At 48.1% G+C, this 19,569-nt stretch carries 20 protein-coding genes; 19 read left to right on the top strand and 1 reads right to left on the bottom strand.

All coding sequences use genetic code 11. The features are described from left to right. The first annotated feature begins 1 nt into the window (after nt 1). The 5 genes from ASG93_RS14575 to spoVM all read left to right on the top strand — a co-directional run bounded on the left by ASG93_RS14575 (nt 2) and on the right by spoVM (nt 5,125). Nucleotides 2-766 (top strand): Stp1/IreP family PP2C-type Ser/Thr phosphatase, encoded by a 765-nt coding sequence (locus ASG93_RS14575; protein WP_056833066.1) that lies wholly within the window; start codon nt 2-4, stop codon nt 764-766. After that, on the top strand, nt 763-2,877 hold the full coding sequence (gene pknB / locus ASG93_RS14570; RefSeq protein WP_056833064.1) for a Stk1 family PASTA domain-containing Ser/Thr kinase: 2,115 nt from the start codon (nt 763-765) through the stop codon (nt 2,875-2,877). Before ASG93_RS14575 ends, pknB begins: the two co-directional genes overlap by 4 nt. Further along, a complete protein-coding gene (rsgA, locus tag ASG93_RS14565; RefSeq protein WP_056833062.1) occupies nt 2,877-3,806 on the top strand; it encodes a ribosome small subunit-dependent GTPase A in 930 nt (309 codons plus the stop codon). Before pknB ends, rsgA begins: the two co-directional genes overlap by 1 nt. Before the next feature lie 5 nt (nt 3,807-3,811). Further along, nucleotides 3,812-4,462, top strand: coding sequence for a ribulose-phosphate 3-epimerase (rpe, locus tag ASG93_RS14560; RefSeq protein ID WP_056833059.1), 651 nt, complete (start codon nt 3,812-3,814; stop codon nt 4,460-4,462). A 582-nt stretch (nt 4,463-5,044) separates the two neighbouring features. Next, nucleotides 5,045-5,125 carry a stage V sporulation protein SpoVM gene (gene spoVM / locus ASG93_RS14550; protein ID WP_036634233.1) on the top strand — a complete coding sequence of 27 codons (81 nt, stop codon included), beginning with the start codon at nt 5,045-5,047 and terminating at the stop codon, nt 5,123-5,125. Between the two features lie 101 nt (nt 5,126-5,226). Here spoVM and rpmB read toward each other — a convergent pair whose 3' ends face one another. Further along, the gene (gene rpmB, locus ASG93_RS14545; protein ID WP_029197753.1) at nt 5,227-5,415 is read right to left on the bottom strand and encodes a 50S ribosomal protein L28; all 189 of its coding nucleotides are present in this window, start codon (nt 5,413-5,415) and stop codon (nt 5,227-5,229) included. Between the two features lie 346 nt (nt 5,416-5,761). Between rpmB and ASG93_RS14540 the strand changes: the two genes are divergently transcribed. The 14 genes from ASG93_RS14540 to ASG93_RS14475 all read left to right on the top strand — a co-directional run bounded on the left by ASG93_RS14540 (nt 5,762) and on the right by ASG93_RS14475 (nt 19,522). After that, nucleotides 5,762-6,121, top strand: coding sequence for an Asp23/Gls24 family envelope stress response protein (locus ASG93_RS14540; RefSeq protein WP_056833055.1), 360 nt, complete (start codon nt 5,762-5,764; stop codon nt 6,119-6,121). 29 nt (nt 6,122-6,150) lie between these two features. Then, on the top strand, nt 6,151-7,884 hold the full coding sequence (locus ASG93_RS14535) for a DAK2 domain-containing protein (RefSeq protein WP_056833052.1): 1,734 nt from the start codon (nt 6,151-6,153) through the stop codon (nt 7,882-7,884). 49 nt (nt 7,885-7,933) lie between these two features. Beyond that, nucleotides 7,934-8,791, top strand: coding sequence for a DegV family protein (locus ASG93_RS14530; protein ID WP_056833050.1), 858 nt, complete (start codon nt 7,934-7,936; stop codon nt 8,789-8,791). Between the two features lie 3 nt (nt 8,792-8,794). Further along, nucleotides 8,795-10,840: an ATP-dependent DNA helicase RecG gene (recG, locus tag ASG93_RS14525; protein ID WP_056833047.1), complete on the top strand. Its 2,046-nt coding sequence runs from the start codon at nt 8,795-8,797 to the stop codon at nt 10,838-10,840. A gap of 495 nt (nt 10,841-11,335) precedes the next feature. After that, nucleotides 11,336-12,655 carry an alpha-L-fucosidase gene (locus tag ASG93_RS14520; protein ID WP_156410897.1) on the top strand — a complete coding sequence of 440 codons (1,320 nt, stop codon included), beginning with the start codon at nt 11,336-11,338 and terminating at the stop codon, nt 12,653-12,655. 96 nt (nt 12,656-12,751) lie between these two features. Beyond that, entirely contained in the window at nt 12,752-13,018 is a 267-nt protein-coding gene (locus tag ASG93_RS14515; protein WP_200984482.1) for a DUF1294 domain-containing protein, read from the top strand. 128 nt (nt 13,019-13,146) lie between these two features. Further along, nucleotides 13,147-13,434 (top strand): stage VI sporulation protein F, encoded by a 288-nt coding sequence (locus tag ASG93_RS14510; protein WP_056833043.1) that lies wholly within the window; start codon nt 13,147-13,149, stop codon nt 13,432-13,434. A gap of 147 nt (nt 13,435-13,581) precedes the next feature. Next, the gene (locus ASG93_RS14505; RefSeq protein WP_056833041.1) at nt 13,582-13,953 is read left to right on the top strand and encodes a hypothetical protein; all 372 of its coding nucleotides are present in this window, start codon (nt 13,582-13,584) and stop codon (nt 13,951-13,953) included. A gap of 30 nt (nt 13,954-13,983) precedes the next feature. Beyond that, a complete protein-coding gene (locus tag ASG93_RS14500; protein ID WP_056833039.1) occupies nt 13,984-15,240 on the top strand; it encodes a DNA polymerase IV in 1,257 nt (418 codons plus the stop codon). Beyond that, the gene (locus ASG93_RS14495; RefSeq protein ID WP_056833037.1) at nt 15,237-15,707 is read left to right on the top strand and encodes a hypothetical protein; all 471 of its coding nucleotides are present in this window, start codon (nt 15,237-15,239) and stop codon (nt 15,705-15,707) included. The genes ASG93_RS14500 and ASG93_RS14495 overlap by 4 nt, the downstream gene beginning before the upstream one ends. A gap of 153 nt (nt 15,708-15,860) precedes the next feature. Next, entirely contained in the window at nt 15,861-16,541 is a 681-nt protein-coding gene (locus ASG93_RS14490; RefSeq protein ID WP_056833036.1) for an SOS response-associated peptidase, read from the top strand. Between the two features lie 38 nt (nt 16,542-16,579). Beyond that, nucleotides 16,580-17,743, top strand: a complete 1,164-nt coding sequence (locus ASG93_RS14485) for a metallophosphoesterase (protein WP_056833034.1) — start codon at nt 16,580-16,582, stop codon at nt 17,741-17,743. 4 nt (nt 17,744-17,747) lie between these two features. Next, entirely contained in the window at nt 17,748-18,311 is a 564-nt protein-coding gene (locus ASG93_RS14480) for a hypothetical protein (RefSeq protein ID WP_056833032.1), read from the top strand. Nucleotides 18,312-18,400: 89 nt separating this feature from the next. Next, complete coding sequence (locus ASG93_RS14475) at nt 18,401-19,522, top strand: GTP-binding protein (protein WP_321166684.1); 1,122 nt, start codon at nt 18,401-18,403, stop codon at nt 19,520-19,522. Nucleotides 19,523-19,569: the final 47 nt, after the last annotated feature.

Raw genomic sequence — 19,569 nt, 5'->3', positions numbered from 1 at the left:
GATGAAGATGGTAAGCCGTACCGATATTGGCAAAGTCCGTTTAGTGAATGAGGACCGAGCCGCCATCCATCATGATCTCAATGGCCTATCTTTGGCTATTGTGGCTGATGGCATGGGGGGACATCAAGCTGGTGATATCGCCAGCCAAATGGCCATCGAAATGATTGCAGACGAGCTGCAATCGATCCATTGGGGAATGTCTGTTGAAGCTTGTAAGCAAGTGCTGAAGGAAGCCATTGAAAAGGCGAATGAGAAAATTTATGAATTCGCCTCAGGGCAAGAAAGTTATCATGGCATGGGCACGACGGTTGTTGCCATTATTGCTTCGCAAGAGCTTCTTATTATTGGACATATCGGTGACAGCCGCGCTTACAAGATCACCGGTGAATCGATCACACAACTAACGGAAGATCATTCTTTGGTGTATGAGCTCGTAAAGACCGGGCAGATTACCATCGAAGAGGCCGATCATCACCCTAGACGTAACTGGATTACACGTGCACTAGGCACAGAGCCGGGCGTAGAGGTGGATCTCTATGAGTACGCGTGGCGTCCGGGTGATATCGTTCTGATCTGTACGGATGGTTTAAGCGGATTGGTAGATTCCGGCGACATTTTACGCATTGTCAATTCACATGAACGTATGGAAGATGCAGCGGAACAGTTGATTCAAAGCGCGCTTGATGAAGGTGGAGACGATAACGTAACGGTCGTTTTACTTGCGCACGATCATGATTCGGACGAAAAAAGGGGTGATGGGAATTGATCGGTAGAAAGCTTGGAGGCCGCTATGAAATCTTAGATCGTATTGGCGGAGGCGGCATGGCTTTAGTCTACAAAGGGCATGATCTATTATTAAATCGTAAAGTGGCTGTGAAAGTACTGCGCCAGCAGTATGTGCACGATGAAGAATTCATTCGTCGTTTCCGTAGAGAAGCTCAAGCAGCCGCTTCACTTTCTCATCCTAATGTCGTCAGTATTTATGACGTCGGACAAGAAGAAGACGTGCATTATATTGTGATGGAATACATAGAAGGCACGACCTTGAATGATGTCATCAAAGAGAGAGCACCGCTGCAGGTCGAAGATGCGGTTCACTACGCGAGTCAGATTGCAGATGCCCTCGATCACGCTCACCACAATGAAATCATTCATCGGGATATCAAACCGCACAATATTTTGATCGGCAAAAATGGCCGTGTGAAAGTGACGGATTTCGGTATCGCACGGGCTGCCACGTCTTCCACCATCACACAAACCGGATCGGTTGTCGGTTCTGTGCACTATTTCTCACCGGAGCATGCCAAAGGGACGAATACAGGGGAGAAATCCGATTTGTATTCTTTGGGTATCGTGATGTATCAAATGCTGACAGCTCGCCTGCCTTTTCTCGGTGAGAGCCCGATTTCTGTAGCTTTGAAGCATTTGCAGGAAGATGTGGAAGAACCGCGTAAGGTGAATCCTCTCATTCCGCAAAGCGTGGAGAACATTATTTTGAGAGCCATGCGCAAAAAGCCTGAAGAACGCTACCAGTCAGCGAAGCTAATGATGGCAGATCTCGATACCTGTTTGAATCCGGATCGCCGGAATGAAGCGAAGGTCGCTTTCTGGGATGCGGATGGGATGGACGAAGAGCGTACCCTAGTGATGCCTGCGATTCGCGCAGACCAACTCGGACAGTTCGATGATGATGATGATGATGTACCTGAGAAACCTGCCTTGCGGGAAGAGCCAGCTCCTTCCAAAGGAAAAGGGTGGATTAAGCCGCTCATTTGGATTGTCGTTTTGTTAATGGTGCTCGGCGCTATGTGGTATATGGTCGGGTACGTGAAAGGGATGTTCGCGATTGAAACGGTCGAGGTTCCCAATGTGGCAGGCAAACCGTTGATTCAAGCTCAAGCAGAATTGACGGCGGTTAAACTGGGCTCCACGGTTGAATATGATACGGACAGCAAGCTGGCTAAAGACATTGTCATTCGTCAAGATCCTACCGGGATGAGAATGAATGTGGGCACCAAAGTGACGCTGTATGTTAGTAAGGGTACGCCCAAAATCAAGATGGATAATTATGCAGGGCAGCCATATAAGGATGTTAAGCTGAAGCTGCAAGCCCTCGGCATCAAGGATGAGCAGATTACGATTACACAAGAGACGTCTGATGGTGCGCCAGATATCATTTTGAAGCAATCCCCTCTGGCTGGCGAAGAGTTTGAGTCGGACAAAGCGGTCATTGCTTTTACCGTAAGCAAAGCCAAGGAAACGTTTAAAATGCCGGATCTCATCGGAATGACGGAAGCAGATGCTAAGGCGCAGATTACCAAACTTAATTTGAAGCTTCCTGTGAACGGGATTACGCGCGAGAAGAGCTACAAGATCGCCAAAGGCAAGGTCATTCAACAGTTTCCTTTTACAAAAAATCAGGACGTCTCCGTTGGTGCCGAGATTTCCTTGGTGATTAGTGACGGATTGCCGGAGGATGCCGGACAACTGACGGTAAGCATTGCTGTGAAGCCGACGACGGAAGGCAAAGATTCCGAGTTCAAAATTGTCGTAAGTGATGCCCAGTATGAGAACTTCGAATACAAAACAGAAAAAGTATCGAAGCCTCAGAATATGGATGTCAAAGTTATTGTTTCTCCAGATAAGAAAGCTGTCATCTTGATTAAAGAAGGAGATAACTTGGTCAACTCCATTACTCGCACATATCAAGACTACTTGGATCAAAAAAATGGAAAGACAGTATCGCCTAGCCCTTCCACGTTACCATCGCCATCGCCTAAACAGCAAAGCAATGGACCGGCTATTCCGGTTGGCGGCAGTGGGCAAGGTCAAACTGGCGGCGCTGTTTCTAAACCACCTGCTGGAGGCACACCTTAATGCCGCAAGGATACATCGTAAAAGCGCTAAGCGGCTATTATTATGTGCTGCCCGAGGAGGCGGATCTCCGTGAAGCCAAGACGGTTACCTGCCGCGGAAGAGGCGTTTTCAAAAACAGAAACATAACCCCCCTTGTTGGAGATCGCGTGATGTACGAGGAAACGGAGAATGGGGAAGGGACTGTTACTGAAATCCTTCCCCGCACTTCGGAGCTCATCCGACCTCCAATCGCCAATGTCAACGTGGTTGTGCTCGTTTTTTCGGTGACAGAGCCTGTTCTCAATTTACAGTTGTTAGATAAATTTCTGGTCCATATTGAAAATACGGGCATTGATGTTTTGTTATGTTTCACGAAAAGTGATTTATTGACCGAAGATGAGGAGTCTTCCGTTCCCAAAGACATGACGGTTGCCGAGCTGAAGCGGATTACGAAGCTCTATGAGGGAATCGGTTATACGGTAGTGAAGACAAGTTCTAAGCTGCAAGAAGGCGTGGATGCAATTCTGCATCATCTGGACGGAGCAGTCAGCGTTTTTGCTGGACAATCTGGTGTGGGTAAGTCTTCTTTGCTTAACGCGATGATTAGCGGACTTAATCTAGAGACGAATGCTATTTCTCAGCGATTAGGCAGAGGAAAGCATACAACACGTCATGTTGAGCTGATGCCGCTCACGAATGGCGGCCTTGTGGCCGATACGCCGGGATTCAGCCAGTTAGACTTTATGGAAGTCGAAGCGGAGGGTCTTAGCGGCTGCTTTAAGGAGTTTGCCGCGATAGCGGAGGGCTGCAGGTTCAGAGGCTGTTTGCATCTGCATGAGCCGGATTGCAAGGTTCGTGATGCGGTAGCAGAGGGAACGATTGCAGCTTCTCGTTATGATCATTACTTGTTGTTTTTAACTGAAATCAAGGATCGGAAGAGGAGGTATTAGGACGGATGGTACATGTAGCACCTTCTATTTTATCAGCTAACTTCGCTAAGCTTGGGGAAGAGATTAAGGATGCGGAGCTTGGCGGAGCCGACTTGATCCATGTGGATGTCATGGACGGCCATTTCGTGCCCAATATCACAATTGGTCCACTTGTTGTTGAAGCGATACGCCCCGTGACCAAGCTGCCGCTTGATGTTCATTTGATGATTGAGCAGCCAGATCGCTATATCCCTGATTTTGTCAAAGCGGGTGCCGATTTGATATCCGTCCATGTGGAGGCTTGTGCGCATCTGCATCGGACACTTCATCTTATTAAGCAAAGCGGGGTCAAAGCAGGGGTTGTGCTGAATCCTGCAACCCCGATTTCGCTAATTGAACATGTTCTCGATGAACAGCTGGATCTTGTGCTTATTATGACGGTCAATCCTGGATTCGGCGGACAGGCTTTCATTCCTGGCATGCTGAGCAAAATTCGCGCCTTGCGTCAACAAGCGAATGCGAAGGGGTTGAACGGGCTTCATATTGAAGTGGACGGCGGTATTAACGAGGTGACGGCTCGCCAGGTGGTGGAAGCTGGAGCCGATGTGTTGGTTGCCGGTAATGCTGTGTTCGGGCAGTCCGATCGTGCGGAGGCTATCAGGCGGATACGCGGGTAGAGGGGGAACGAAGGACGATGAGATTTCTCTGGTTGTTGATGTACAGTCTGCTTTGCGCAGTCCTATTGGCGTGTTTTTCAAATATACACGATGTTTCGAAGTATATATTCTCGCTTGGCGCCCTATATGTAGGGATGCGATTCTTCCGCAGGTTTGAGCAAATAGGGTTTCGTATTTGGTTCATCGTTATTTCTGTTCTTCTCTATTTTATTTTCAGTTTAATTTATGCGCTTTACACGCAGCTGGGTATAACTGCCCCCTAGCCGCATACATATAGTTACAAGAGCGAAGTGCTCTTGTAGCTTTTTTTGTTTTCTGGAAGCGAATTGATGGGAGAAAGTAAAATAGAAGGTACTTTTTCACTATCGGGGCATATACTGTTGTAACGATGCTAAGGAGCAGTCATGCAGCTAGTGAAGCTTACGACATAAGTTTTCTCCGAAAACTCTAAGCCAATGCTCACGAAGTTAGTTCTCTGACGCAAAGTATAAGCTAATGCTTATTTAATCCGTTTTCTGGCGAAAACTTTAAGCTAATGCTTATGAGTCAGTTTGCTGACAAAACTCTAAGGAGGGGTAGAGAATGAAGTTCTACACAATCAAACTACCAAGATTTTTGGGTGGATTCGTGAAAGCCGTACTTAATACGTTTAGTAAAAACTAGGCTAACACTTACTAACTCCATTCCCCAGAAATGCAAAAAAAGCACCGATAAGGTGCTTTTTGTCTTTCAATTAAGAAAGTGTAAGTATGCGCAGCTACGAATTAAACGCGAGCCACTTTTCCGGATTTCAACGCACGAGTACTTACGTAAACCCGTTTTGGTTTGCCATCAACGAGGATGCGAACCTTTTGAACGTTAACTCCCCAAGTACGCTTGTTTTTATTGTTAGCGTGGGACACGTGATTTCCTGAAGAAGGACTTTTACCTGTAATGAAACATTTGCGGGACATGTTTGACACCTCCTTGGGCAGTATACAAAGCAGCCTGGGTGGCAAGCCTAAGACTTGACATGACAGCTTTCCATAATTTTAGACATTGTTAGGTTTGTTGCGATTCATTATATAACCAGCAAAAACACACTTAAATATAATAGCATAGCAAAAGGAGCCTAGTCAACGAATTACCTGCACTTTTGCCGTTTATTTATTCAGTATGTTATAGTACAATGAAGATTAGCCTGCATTCCAAGTACATAGTAATTGACTGATAAAGTCGAATTTGCTTAAAGCAAAGCAGGAGAGGGAATGCTTACAAAGTTAGTCCTGCTGAAGCGAAACTTGAAGGAGTTGTTAGATAATGCCAATTGAACTCACAACCGAGTACGGAAAAGTGTATATTACCGATGAAGTGATTTCAACACTGGCGGGATCCGCTGCGTTAGATTGTTATGGACTTGTCGGCATGGCAACGCGAAAGCAATTGAAAGACGGGATAGCTGAACTGCTAGGCCGGGACAATTTAAGCCGCGGTGTCGAAGTTCGTCGTGAAAACGGGCGACTCGAAATTGATCTTTATATTATTGTCAGCTATGGAACCAAAATATCCGTAGTCGCAGGCAATGTCCAAACGAAAGTCAAATATATTTTGAACGACGTTGTAGGGCTTCATGTAGACGATGTGAACATTTTTGTTCAAGGCGTTCGTGTAGCCAAGTAAAAGCCCGATAACCAGGAAGGGGAATCACTTTGAGTAAGCGCTTTATTTCAATAAATGGAAATGACTTCACTGCCATGGTCTTGGCGGGTGCGGATAACCTTCGCAGAAATGTAGATAAGGTTAATGGATTGAACGTTTTTCCTGTACCCGACGGAGACACCGGCACCAACATGAATTTGACACTCACTGCGGGTTGTGAGGAACTTAAAAAGAAGCCATCCTCCCATATTGGGAAAGCAGCTGATGCATTGTCCAAAGGGTTACTGATGGGCGCGAGAGGCAACTCAGGGGTTATTCTGTCACAGCTGTTTCGCGGATTCGCGAAGCATGTGCATGATCTTGAGCATATAAATGTACAGCAATTCGCGGGCGCTCTGCAGCAAGGTGTAGAGACAGCTTACAAAGCTGTTGTGAAGCCGGTGGAAGGAACAATTTTGACGGTATCGAAAGAAGCCGCTAAGCATGCCACACAGTATCGACGTGGAGGCGATCTGCTTGATCTTATGCAGGAGGTTCTTGGCAAAGCAAAGGAAGCCCTCGCTAGAACGCCTGAGCAGCTTGCTGTGCTCAAACAGGTTGGTGTGGTTGATGCAGGTGGACAAGGGCTAGTGTGTGTCTATGAAGGCTTTGTCGCGGCGTTAAGCGGCGGTCTGGTTCAAGTGAGTGATGACTATGCTACGATGGATACAACACTTGGTGGGGTTTCACTCGTTCCCGGCATGAACCTAGCGAAGGAAGTGCACGCACATCTTCCCGCACAGGCACATTTGGCTACGGAAGACATCGAATTCGGATACTGCACGGAATTTATGCTGACGATTGCTCCAGGCAAGGTCAAGGGATTTGTTTTCGATGAAGGCACGTTTCGTGATCAACTGAGCAAGCTGGGGGATTCGCTGCTGGTTGTAGCCGATGACGAGTTGGTGAAGGTTCATATTCACGCCGAATACCCGGGTGAAGTGATGAACCAAGCGATGAATTACGGTGCTTTGAGCCGTATCAAAATTGAAAATATGCGCGATCAGCATTCACATATATTGGAAGATATGACAGAAGGGTACGAAGCTTCTATTTCTACCACGGCCACAGCTGTAACGCCAAGCAAGCCGTATGGTTTCGTTGCGGTTGCTCTAGGTGACGGCATTACCGATATTTTGTCTAGTGTAGGCGTTGATGTTGTTCTATCCGGAGGACAAACGATGAACCCGAGCACCGAGGATATTGTGAATGCGGTTAACAGTATTGATGCAGACACGATCTATGTGCTGCCCAACAATTCCAACATTATTTTGGCTGCGCAGCAAGCTATTGAATTGGTAGACAATAAAACGCTGATTGTGATCCCGTCTAAATCGATTCCGCAAGGTCTTGCAGCCATACTGGCGTTCCAAGAGAAGGCGGATGCCATAACAAATACGGAAGCCATGGGTGAATCACTTCGACGTGTAAAATCGGGCCAAGTTACTTACGCTGTGCGCGATACGAACATGGACGGAATTGATATCAAACAGGGCCATTTTATTGGCATTCAAGATGGGCGCATTGTATCTTCTCAGCCAAGTCTCCTTGATGCTTGCAAGAAGCTGCTGGAGGAAATGATTGAAGAAAGCAGCGAAATTGTCACTATTCTCACCGGAGAAGATGCCGTCGATGCAGAGACGGAGGAGCTGGAGGCGTTCATTCAGGCGGCTTATCCTGAAATAGAAATTGAGCTTCATCCTGGCGGACAGCCTTTGTATGCGTACCTGTTTTCCGTTGAGTAATAGAATACCATTCGCAGTGGAGTAAATTCGTGAAATGGAGTGAGCCCTGTTGACAAACATTCGTATCGTGACGGACAGCACGGCCGACATACCTTTGGCACTCAGACAAGAACTTAACATCGAGATGGTGCCTCTCAAGATCCATTTTGGAGATGAAGAATATTTAGATACGGTGACGCTGCAGTCTGAGGAGTTTTATCCGAAGCTGACCTCGTCACCGTACTTTCCCCGAACGTCGCAGCCGTCTCCTGCGGAGTTTCTGGACTTGTATCAGGGACTGCTGGAAGAGCCCGATACGGAGGTTATCTCGATTCACTTGGCATCCGTGCTGAGCGGAACGTACCAATCAGCGCTGCTGGCCTCCACGATGCTGGAGGACTCGTCAGGCAAGGTTCATGTATTCGATTCCTGCTCGGCTTCCTATGGAATTGGGGCTCTTGCTGTAGCTGCTGCCCGAGCAGCTAAGGCGGGGCAAAGTGTCGATGAGATTTTGGAGCTTGTACGAACGATGAGAGAGAACTTTTACATATACTTCCTTGTAGATACACTAGAATTCCTGCAAAAAGGTGGAAGAATCGGCAAAGCATCCGCTCTTTTCGGTTCTTTACTAAACATAAAGCCCATTCTTTCTCTAGACCGAGCGGGCGAAGTAGCTGCAATTGATAAAGTTCGCGGTCACAAAAAAGCGGTTGCGCGAATCTTAGAGCTGTTGGCGGCGGATGTATCGGGTAATACAATCCGCAGCTTATACATTGCTCATGCAAACAATTTGGAAGGTGCGGAGCAGCTGCGCGCAGCCATCATGCAGCAATTTGTTGTGGAGCATGTTGACTACATTACATTGGGACCTGTTATTGGCGCACACGCTGGACCAGGCACCATCGCAGCGTTCGTGAGTACGGTGTAAGATATGGAATTGAATCAATTCGAAGTACGCGAAGTCCATGGAGTGGGCGCTCAGAAGGCACTTGAGCTCAACTCCATGGGCATTTTTACGGTTATGGATTTACTGGAATATGTGCCGTTCCGGTATGAGGATTACACGGTGCGTGATTTAGCTAGTGTGAAGGACGGCGACCGCGTCACGGTGAAGGGGTATATCATCGGAGAGCCGGTGCTGCAGCGCTACAGCGGCAAGTCCCGGCTATCCTGCAAGGTGATGGTCGATGAGTTCCTGCTGACGGCGGTGTGGTTCAACCGCCACTTCTTGAAGGACCGCTTGCGGCCGCAGCAGGAGATTATAATCACCGGCAAATGGGACGGCAAGCGCAGGCAAATGAGCGTGTCCGATTCGGAGTTTCCCGGACAAGGCGATTCCAATACCGGCACGATCCAGCCGGTCTATTCGGTTGTAGGCTCTGTTACGCAGAAGTGGATGCGTAAGGTCATTCAGCAGGCGCTGACGCAGTACAGCGCGATGATCAGTGAAGTGCTGCCGGTTGGCATTACCGGCAGGTATGGGTTTATGCCGCGCAGCAAGGCGCTGGCAGTCATCCACACGCCAAGCGGTGTGGATGAAGGCAAGCAGGCGCGCAGGCGCATGGTGTATGAGGAGCTGTTCCTATTCCAGCTCAAGCTTCAGGCTTACCGCGCCGTGACGCGCAGCCGCGCGGACGGGCTGAAACAGCAGGTGGACTTGCCTGCTGTCCGCGCCTTCGTGCGCGCGCTCCCCTTCCAGCTGACGGAGTCGCAGAAGAAGGTCGTAGGCGAGATTCTGCATGACATGCAGGAGCCGTACGCCATGAACCGACTGCTGCAAGGCGATGTCGGTGCGGGGAAGACGATCGTCGCGGCCATAGGCCTCTACGCGACGGTAAAGGCCGGCTACCAAGGCGCGCTGATGGTGCCGACGGAGATTCTGGCCGAGCAGCATATGCGTTCGCTGAGCGGCCTGTTCGAGCCCTATGGGCTGCAGGTTGCGCTGCTGACAGGCAGCTCGACCGACCGGCAGCGGCGGGATCTGCTGGCCTCCTTGCAGATGGGCATGATCGATGTGCTGGTCGGCACACATGCCCTCATTCAAGAGGACGTCTACTTCCGACAGCTGGGGCTTGTCGTGACAGACGAGCAGCACCGCTTCGGGGTCAACCAGCGCAGCATTCTGCGGCGCAAGGGCATGAACCCCGACGTGCTGACGATGACGGCGACGCCGATTCCGCGCACGCTGGCGATTACGGCTTTCGGCGATATGGACGTTTCGACGCTGCGTGAGCTGCCGAAGGGGCGTAAGCCGATCAAGACGTACGCGGTTCAGCACGCGATGCTGGAGCGTGTGCTCGGCTTCATCCAGCGTGAAGTCGCCGCAGGGCGGCAGGCCTATATCATTTGTCCGCTCATCGAAGAGTCGGACAAGCTGGACGTGCAGAATGCCATCGACGTCCACATTCAACTGCAGCAGCATTTTCCGCACATGCGGATTGGCCTGCTGCACGGGCGAATGAGCGCGCAGGAGAAGGAAGCGATCATGCGCGCATTCAAGGAGGGCACCGTGGAGGCGCTTGTATCGACCACGGTGATCGAGGTTGGCGTGGACGTGCCGAACGCCACGCTGATGGTGATCTACGACGCCGACCGCTTCGGCCTGTCGCAGCTGCACCAGCTGCGCGGGCGGGTTGGCCGCGGCGAGCACCAGTCCTTCTGCGTGCTCATCGCCGACCCGAAGACCGAGGTCGGCAAGGAGCGCATGAAGGCGATGACAGAAACGACCGACGGCTTCGAGATTGCCCGGCGCGATCTAGAGCTGCGCGGGCCGGGGGACTTCTTTGGCACGAAGCAGAGCGGGCTGCCGGAGTTCCGGATCGCCGACATGATGGCGGACTTTGAAGTCATGGAGCAGGCACGCGATGATGCGGCTGAGCTTGTCGGTGACTCGTCCTTCTGGACGGGCGCCTCATTCATGCCGCTGAGGGCCTACTTGCAGCGCTCTCATATTTTTGACAGTGAAGTGTTGGATTAACCCGCTTTATAACGAAAAATACGCTAGGATAGACTGATGAATAACTGTCAGTCGCTGATCCTAGCGTTTTTGCTATTTTTATTCTTTGCCCCGTTTGCGCTGGTGTAAAATTAAGCTCCTTCCACGAAGCGGTGCATTGTGTAAGATGGGCTTCCAAAATGTGAATCTGTAGGTTCTGCAGAGGTCTGATAGGAATGTAATTTGCTGCGTATTCATCATCATGTTCACCTGAAAATGTTAATTATATCCTGATTGAGGTTAGTTTCGTACCTGTCAATTATAACACAGGCTTGATAAACTAAAGCTGTGAAGTTTGAAGAGGTTGTTTAAAAAATCCACTTTGATAACGAAGTATCTTGAACGAAACCGGGAAGTCCGGTACTCACGTAGCAAATCTCTACGCTCCGTTCCTCCTTCTCCGGACTTCGTCCAACCTTCTCGGTTCTGAAAGTGGACTTTTTAAACACGCATTTAAATTCGAAAGGTGTGTAGCTGATGACAAGCAATCATCCGATTATTCAAGAACGAACAGAGCGTACGCAGTGGTTTCTGCAGGATCGATTCGGTATGTTTATTCATTGGGGACTGTACGCCATTCCTGCTAGAGGAGAATGGGTGCGAAGCGTCGAGCGTATTTCGGTAGAGGACTATCAAACGTATTATGATGAATTCGATCCTGTCCGTTATGATCCAAAGGCGTGGGCTCGTGCGGCGAAGCAAGCGGGTATGAAATATGCGGTATTGACGGCGAAGCATCATGACGGTTTTTGTTTATTTGATAGCGCTCTCACAGATTATAAGTCAACGAATACACGGGCCGGGCGAGATTTGGTTCGCGAATTTATTGAAGCGTTTCGGGCGGAAGGCTTAAAGGTGGGACTCTATTATTCGCTAATCGATTGGCATCATGAGGATTATCCGGCTTATGGGGATCGCATTCATCCGATGCGGAATAATGAGAGCTATGCCAGAAATCCGGAGACGTTCGATCGGTACCTTCAGTACATGCATGGACAAGTAAGGGAGCTGCTGACGAACTATGGCAAACTGGATGTGATGTGGTTTGACTTCTCTTATGATCACATGAAGGGGGAGACTTGGAAAGCAACCGAGCTTATGGCGATGATTCGATCTCTGCAGCCGCATATCGTCGTAGACAACCGATTGGACGCAAGCGGCGAAGAAGGCGGAAGCATCTTCACGAACAATCCGCTCAGCTATTCGGGCGACTTTGCTTCACCGGAACAGATCATTCCGCCGCAAGGCGTGACGGATGACGAGGGCAATTCGCTTCCATGGGAAGCTTGTATCACGCTGAATAATAACTGGGGGTACGCAGCCCAAGATTTCCAATATAAATCGGCAACTACCCTTATCCGGAAGCTGATAGAGTGCGTCAGCAAAAATGGGAATCTGCTCTTGAATGTGGGTCCGAATGCGCTCGGCGAGATTCCGAAGGAGTCGTTGAACATTTTGGCAGAGATTGGCGATTGGGTTCAAAAAAATGGGGATAGCATCTACGGCTGCGGGCAAGCCGACTTACCGAAACCGGAGTGGGGCAGGTATACGCAAAAGGGCAATCTGCTGTATGCCCACTTGTTTGAGGAAAGCGTGGGCCCCGTTAACTTGAATGGTTTGGCTGGGAAGGTGAAGAAAGCAAGGCTGCTATCTGATGGTTCCGAGCTCTTCCTAAGCCGTCCTTGGAGCGCCGCTCAGTATCCGGACGATGCGTTCGTTAGTTTCGCTAAACCTGAACACTTCAGCTATCCGCTGCCGGATCAAAGAGCTACGGTTGTGGAGTTGGAGTTGCTATAAAGAAAGAAATAAATTAACATTTGACCGTACCCGCATTCGATTTTAAGATGATAGTAGGAATCTTACTATTTTTTTGGAAACGAAGGTGTATGGAACTTGACTTATTTCCTCTGTTACTTACTGCTGATGAATATCGTTACGTTCATAGAAATGGGACATGACAAAGGACAAGCGAAAAAAGGCGGGCGTAGAGTGCCTGAAAAACGTCTTTTTATACTGGCTGCTCTCGGCGGCGGGATTGGCGGGTGGCTTGGTATGAGGGCTTGGCGCCATAAGACGAAACATACCTCATTCGTCATTGGCATGCCGCTGCTTGTTGCGTTAAATTGTATATGCGTCATTCTGATTGCGATTTATATGTAACATGGCTAAATAGACGAACAGTCACCGGCAGCGGTGGCTTTTTTCTTTTTTTTATACAAAGCTCTGAGTCAAGTTTACGCATTTTCACTCATAAGATAGGAACATGACAGGTATCGGGGGTGCGAACATTGAGTTACCAGCACTATGGCATCGATCCCGCGCTCGTGGAGCGCGTAAAGTTCAAGATGAAAAATCCGGAAATCAAGGAACGCATGAAGATGCTGCTGCAGGGCGTTACGAAGGCTGATTTGCAAAATCATACGAAGGTTACACGCCTAATAGGGCTTGCTGCCGGCATTCTCGGCGAGAAGCTGACCGGAAGCCAAACGAACCAAATTCTCGAGTTTATCCTAGCCCAAAAAATTGATCCTAACAATGCCTTTCACTTGATTAAACTATGGTCCATGTTTCGATAGACTTAGGCGAAATGTGCCACTTGCAGGGTCAAAAGATGCCCCGTTAAGTGGCTTTTTTTGTTTCCAGAAAAATTCACTTGCATAACGAATACATGTTCGGTATATAATAAGTAACACGAATATATGTTCGCATATGGTGGTGAGGATATGAGTGTTGGTTCAAAAATTGAGACAGAAGAGGATGTTCAAATTATCAAAGAATACACGCTGCTGCCCATTTTGCTCGATATGCTGGCAAGGGACATGGAGGAGCTCAAGGTTTATAAGGATAAAATCGTGTACAATCATATTCTTTTTTATCTCAGAGAGGTTGAAATGGCTATTTATCCGGAATTACAAAGTATTAAGAGCCAGATGAAGAAACGAGATATTAAAGTTATCCATACTGAAATGAATGCCTTAGGCATTAATGTAGAGTACAAAGTCCGAGGCTACATTCATCATTTCACGATGCTTCGCAGCTTGGTCAAGGCTGAGCTTATGACCACGCTCATGAATATGCGGGGGGGATTGCGGTGAGCAGAGATCGCCACGGCGGGGTGAAGCGCTATGCATGAAAGGACGATTTTTCTGATCGACGGCCAATCATTCTACGCATCAATCGAAAAGGCCGCTCATCCTGAGCTAAAAGATAAACCGGTAGCCGTAGGCGATCCTTCACGCCGATCAGGCATCATTCTCGCGGCGTGCCCAGTCGCCAAGTTTCATGGAGTGACAACGGCTGAAAGGGTAGGTGAGGCGCTTGCTAAATGCCCGAATTTGAACATCATTCGACCGCGGATGCAAACCTACATTACCATATCCCTATTCATTACTGAGATCTTTGAGTCTTTTACTGATCAGGTTGAGCCGTACAGCATAGATGAACAATTTCTCGATGTTACCGGCTCTACTTCATGTTTTGGTTCTCCGGAAGAAATCGCACTGCAAATTCAATCTCGCGTGCTGCTATCAACTGGGGTCTGGACTCGCTGCGGGATCGGACCAACAAAAATATTAGCCAAGATGGCAACGGACAATTTCGCGAAAAAAAGACCTGAAGGTATCTTCAAACTAGGCTTTGACAATATTGAATCTGATTTGTGGCCGCTGCCCGTACACCAAATGTTTATGGTCGCATCGCGAATGACTCGTCATTTTATAAGAATGGGATTAAACACGATTGGTGACATAGCGCGATTGGAATTGGCCGAATTCAAACGACGCATGCGCTTTGAGATGGGAAAGCAAAGCGATATTCAAGCGGAGTACTATTGGCAGACGGCGCGGGGCATCGATCCTAGCCCGGTTGTACCAAGTATTCGTAACAAACTGAAATCTATTAGCCATGGTAAGGCGCTGCGAAGCAGCCTTTATCGTAAGCTTGAAGATATTGAGGTTGTGCTTTTAGAGTTGGTCGTGGAGGTCTGTCGCCGTAGTAGGAGACATAGATACATGGGCCATGTGGTGACCGTTGGTGCAGCGGAGACCGATGGGGTACGGTCTACAGGGTTTAGTCGGCAGGTAACACTGCAGCAAGCTACGTCGCTCTCTCATGAAGTAGCGGCAGCAGTGCTCGGGATATTTCATAAATATTGGAGTGGAATGCCCGTAAGTCACTTGCATATATCACTCACACAATTGGTGGACGATAGCGTTTACCAGCTTACTCTATTCGAGGACCGTGAGAAAGCATACGGCTTGGAAAAAGCGACTGATGAAATCAAAGATCGATTTGGCAGCGCCGCTATTATGCGGGCATCCTCTTTATTAACGGCCGGAGTAGCACGAGAACGAGCGGAACAGATTGGAGGTCATTACAAATGAGCAAACTAGACGGTAATGAGCGTTGGAAATCAAAGATGCTACTCACCGAACATCAAGAGGAATATGAAAGTCGAAATGATCCCAAAAAAACGTCTCGCCCTACATCAGAGGAGCTCAATATGATTCGTGACTACATCTTACTACCCCACATGCTTACAATAGTACAAAAGAGCGTAGATGACATTAAGAGTAGTTCTAACCTTTTAAAGCAGCTTTATCTAGCAACTGGTCAAGTGGTCATGAACAAAATAAGCAGAGACATGTATGATATACGGCGTGAATTGACTAAGCGTAATATAAAAATCATCAGTGACGAACATGCGGAATTGGTCGTGTATCACCGTTTTCTATGTCGAGGTTATGAGGATCGTTTTGGGATGACTCGTGATGTTATGCGTTCGGAAATCAGTGTCCAGTTGAAAAAATATATAAAAGAAATTATCGGCCGAGTAGCAGATGAAAAATAACCAGAAGAATGAAAGCCCGTGGAGAAATCTTCCTCGGGCTTTCGCGAATTGACGTGAGTAATTCTTTTTCTCATAATGGAGGAAGAGTGTTGCAGCAGCTAAAAGAATTAGTTCTCATGTGGGAGAACCGTGCAAAGGAGAAGATGTGTACTAATGTGCGGACGCTATACGATCACCGTGACGCTAGAGGAGCTTATGCTTCATTATGATATTTATTACAAATATTCTGGAAGATATAGCCCCAGATATAATGTAGCACCTGGACAGCAAGTCATGGCTATCGTCCATGACGGGAAGAAGAATAAACTTGGCGAGCTGCGCTGGGGGCTCGTTCCAGAGTGGGCGAAGGATGAGAAGCTAGGTTACCAGATGCTCAATGCACGAGCTGAGACGCTCGCGGATAAGCCTGCCTTCCGCAAGCCGTTTGAGCGTAAGCGCTGCCTGATTCCGGCGGACTCCTTCTACGACTGGAAAGGGACAGGTAAGCAAAAGCAGCCGATGCGTATTATGCTGCGCAGCAAGGGCATCTTTAGTATGGCAGGACTGTACGACACGTGGACATCTCCGGATGGCACGCGTATTTCTACATGCACCGTCGTTACAACAGAGGCGAACGAAATGATGGCGGATATTCATGAGCGTATGCCGGTCATTTTGCCGAGAGAGATGGAGGCAGTTTGGTTGGATCGCAGTATCACAAACACCGACACGCTACGACCATTACTACAACCGTATCCGGCTGAGCAAATGTTTGCGTACCCAGTGTCGAGCCGAGTGGGCAATGTTCGCAACGACGATGAGATATGCATAGAACCGTTAAGCCTGCTCATATAGAAGAACTGGCTTTGAGAACAGAATGGGAGAGTCATAGCATGAAAGTACGTATGGCAATAAGCATCACACTTATATTCATTATTGTCTTTGGTGTGAATGGCTACATAGGTTGGCACGGTCAAGTCTTTCTATCCAACCAACTAGGTTCTTGGTTTCATCCAGCACTATACTGGGTTGTCTTCTGGATTATCGCTTTGTCATATCTATTAGCATGGGTGAGCTCGCGGGTGCTGCCTGCCAGCGTGTCACGACTATTAAAAATTATCGGCTCCTACTGGTTTGCCATCATGCAATTTGGAGTGCTGCTGCTGCCGTTTACTGATTTGGCGATAGGTGTGTTCCATCTGGCATCCATTCCTTCAAATACTTACGTTCCGATTCTCGGTTGGATAAATGTAGGGATTATACTCATCGCTATGATTCGTGGTTCTTATAATGCACGGAGCCCTATTATTCGCAGATATGACATTACAGTTCCCAAAAAAGCGGGAGACTGGGAGCAGCTTCGCATCGCAGTAGCCTCCGACATCCATCTGGGCTCAATTGTGGGAAACCGCCATCTGCGTAAGCTTGTAGGGCAAGTCAATGGCTTAAAACCGGATTTGATTCTTTTGCCGGGGGATGTCATTGACGATGATATTAAGCCATTTATCCGCTATAATATGGGTAAAACCATGCGAGAACTGCAAGCTCCACTAGGGATTTATGCTGTGCTCGGTAATCATGAGTACATTGGCGGACATATTGCTGCCTTCGTGGAGCAAATGAAGCAGATCGGCATTCGTGTGCTCATGGACGAAACCGTTCATATCAAAGAACGGCTTTACATCGTTGGGAGAAAAGATAAAGCGGCCGAGCGAACGCCCGATGGACGTAAGGCGCTGGCTGCATTGCTGGAGGGCGCAGATCCCGGGCAGCCAATAATCGTGATGGACCATCAACCCTACCACCTAGACAAAGCAGCCGATGCTGGAGCAGATGTGATGCTATCAGGTCATACACATAGAGGCCAAATGGCGCCTAATCACCTCATAACCAGAAGGCTCTTTGAGCTAGATTGGGGCTACTTGCGCAAAGGCAACCTTCATGCTATCGTTTCCTCAGGTTTTGGTACGTGGGGACCACCCATTCGTCTAGGCAGCCGCTCAGAAATAATTGAACTCATCATTCATTTTAAAAGTAACGACAGAGAAGAGGGTTAAGCACATGCAAGAGGCAGACAGAAAACAAATTACACCAATAGAACTCGCTGCAGCAATGATGCAGTTTACAATGAAAAGCATAGAAAATAGCTGGGAAACAATCAAACCGGTCGTTGCGGCCTACCTAAAAGATCCCATATTATCCGAGTCTAAAGAAGACGAGTTATTAAGGGAGATATACATAGCAGCTTTAGCGTTGGAAATTTACTGCATTCCTCATGCTTTCGATACAGATGTTGCACATCTCGTCAGCTTAGGGATGGGGGAAGTGATGGGTTCAGACAACTTGTCTGAGCATCATTTATCGGAATCCATCAGTCAACACTATCTTCCGCGTTTGGAAGCAGTCAACGCAGCTGCTCCAGCGGACCTAGCGCTAGCACTTGTCGAAGAAGCTGCGACAATCCTTTATGATCGACTAGAGCTTCCGCTCAAGCCAACCGATCGGGTAAACAGCCTGTTGTGGGTCAAGCTATTTCCCTTTCTTGTCCAGCTTGTAGGAAAATGGCCGATCCTTTTTACTAAATTCGAAGTGAAGCAAAAGTCCTCTGAAATAATAGAAACATAATCAAGGAATCAACATGCCCAAGTCTACGGAAATGTTGTATCCTCTTGACTTAAAAGTAATAATTACGAATAATAGAAGAGAAATCAATTATGAGCAGGTTAGAAGCATTTGCTATCATACTGCTTGACGGAGGTAGAATGAGTATGGCAGCATACAAAAGAGTTACCGTATATGTATTATCCGGGTTCCTCGGAAGCGGCAAAACAACCTTATTAACGAAGGCAATTGATCATTTTACCGAAGCGGGACGTAAACCCGCGGTCATTATGAACGAGATTGGTGAAGTTAACCTGGATGGGCAATTAATTGCCAATGAAGTACCGATGTCCGAGCTGCTGGGCGGCTGCATTTGTTGTTCGAGCCGAGGTGATCTTGCGACGGCGCTCAAAGAACTTGTAACTGAGGAGCAGCCTGACCTGATTTTCATAGAATCCACAGGTATCGCTAATCCAATGGAAATCATTGATGAAGTAACAGATGCTTCTCTTATACTCCCAGTAGAGCTCAAAGCCGTCATCACCGTAGTAGATGCACCGCAACTGCTGGAGCTAAGCCGGACAAGCCGAGGCAAGACCTACCGGCTTATGCAGGAACAAATCCGTTGTGCGAACTTACTTTTACTGAACAAGTCAGACCTGTTACAGGAAGCGGCGCTTCAGGAAGTAGATGTTCTTGTACGCGAATGGAATCCATATGCATCTGTACACTACACCGTGTTCAGCCAAATCGACATGAGACTCATCGAGATGCTGGAAGAAGAGCGAGGGCAGAGCACCGACCGTGATCATGACGTCCACCATGCGACCCATCTGTCTGAGGATCATGAGGATCATGAGCCACATGAATCTCGCGATAATCTGCCTCATGACCATGACCATGATCATACGTACGACAATCACCATCATCATTCTCACAATCATGTGATGGCGTATACGCACTTTTTTGAGCGGGCAGTAGATAGCAACGCATTCGAAGAATTTGTCAGTAAGCTACCGCAAGAGGTTTACCGTGCTAAAGGGATTCTCAGTTTTTCCGATACCTCAAGCCGGTTCTTATTCCAGTACGCCTACAGAGAAATGGATTTCGTCAAAATCAATCCTAAAGGCGATGTGCCGGATGTTGCCGTATTTATAGGAGAGAATTTCTCCAAAGACGCAGTTCGAACCGAATTGCTCAAACTGGAATCCCTATCCGAAATAGCTGCAAAATAAGCAATTCAATGCCAAAAGAGTCCCAGCGATCAAGCTGAGGATTCTTT

This window comes from Paenibacillus sp. Soil787, from assembly GCF_001429545.1.
Lineage (GTDB): Bacteria > Bacillota > Bacilli > Paenibacillales > NBRC-103111 > Paenibacillus_E.
The sequence above is the reverse complement of the archived record's forward strand: the minus strand, read 5'-3'. Positions and strand labels throughout refer to the sequence as shown.